Below are 1,546 nucleotides of genomic sequence, written 5' to 3'. Positions count from 1 at the left end.
GTGTCAACACACCCTAAATAAGTTTTAAATGATTAAAATAATAGACCTCTTGCGTTAGTCAAAATTTAAACAGCCCAAAGCTACATTTTATAAGGTTTTAGCCAATTCAAAAATTAGGTAAAACGATACTTTCGCAAGAGGTCTAATGATGCTGAAAAAAACATCATTTGAATAATAATGCATGGGATAAATCAAACGATAAGATCGACAATTTGAATAAAAGTGACTCAAAATAGTGATCTCTTTAAGTACATAAACCTACAGAGCACGCTTTGTAACTGATAAAACTTAACCAGAATTAAACGAAATCGAATATTTTTTAAACTAAATTAGCATAAAAACGCAATTCCTCACTGAAAAGTGCTCCTATTCTTACCTAATATGAAATCATCGCACTATTTAGGTGCGCTAAAAAAATACCTGCAACAAATCTCAGGAAGAATGCTTGAATATAGTGCATTTAGTTTAAGTCACAGTATAATAGCGACAAGGTATTTTTATCTTCCTATGTTTTCTTATAAAGATTTCAAGATTTTAGATATACTTTTAAAAGTTGGTACGCTAATTGCTTAATAGATACCAACTTCTAACACGCACTTTGCGAGTGCAACAAAAAACATCGGAGCAAAATGAGCATGGCGAACAAGGTCCTTCAACTCATACAAGAAAGTGGCGCAAAATGGGTCGATTTTCGCTTTACTGATACCAAGGGTAAAGAACAGCACGTTACTTATCCAGCAGACAGTATTGATGAAGATACGTTTGAAGACGGCAAAATGTTTGACGGTTCTTCAATCGCAGGTTGGAAAGGCATCGAAGCATCGGACATGATCTTACGTCCAGATGCAGAAACAGGTTTCATCGACCCGTTCTTTGCAGAGCCAACTGTTGTTGTGACTTGTGACGTTATCGAACCATCAACTGGTCAAGGTTATGAACGTGACCCACGTTCGATTGCTCGCCGTGCAGAAGAATACCTGAAATCTACAGGTATCGGTGATACTGCATTCTTCGGTCCAGAACCAGAATTCTTCGTATTTGACGAAGTGAAATGGGACATCGACATGTCTGGCGCTCGCCACACATTGATCGCTGAAGAAGCTGCTTGGTCTACTGGTAAAGATTACGAAGCAGGTAACTCAGGTCATCGTCCACGTGTTAAAGGTGGTTATTTCCCAGTTCCTCCTGTTGATTCTCATCAAGATATGCGTGCAGACATGTGTGCAAAAATTGAAGAAATCATGGGCCCAGGTCGTGTAGAAGTACATCACCACGAAGTTGCGTCTTGCCAGTTAGAAATTGGTGTGAGCTTCAACACAATGGTTCGTAAAGCTGACGAAGTACAACAGTTCAAATATGCTGTTTGGAACGTTGCGCATCAATACGCTAAAACTGCAACCTTTATGCCTAAACCAATGGTAGGCGATAACGGTTCTGGTATGCACGTGCACATGTCGATCTCTAAAGATGGCAAGAACTTGTTTGCTGGTGATGAATATGCAGGCCTTTCAGAAATGGCATTGTACTTCATCGGTGGTGTGATCAA

At 39.3% G+C, this 1,546-nt stretch carries 1 protein-coding gene; it reads left to right on the top strand.

The annotated features are described in order from the left end of the window. Positions 1-629: 629 nt before the first annotated feature. Positions 630-1,546: glutamine synthetase beta-grasp domain-containing protein (locus B3143_RS11915; protein WP_286740654.1), on the top strand; the 917-nt coding region annotated here is incomplete at its 3' end.

It is taken from the genome of Acinetobacter sp. UBA1496 (assembly GCF_002324975.1).
GTDB classification, from domain to species: domain Bacteria; phylum Pseudomonadota; class Gammaproteobacteria; order Pseudomonadales; family Moraxellaceae; genus Acinetobacter; species Acinetobacter variabilis.
This window is presented reverse-complemented; position numbering and strand designations above follow the sequence as displayed.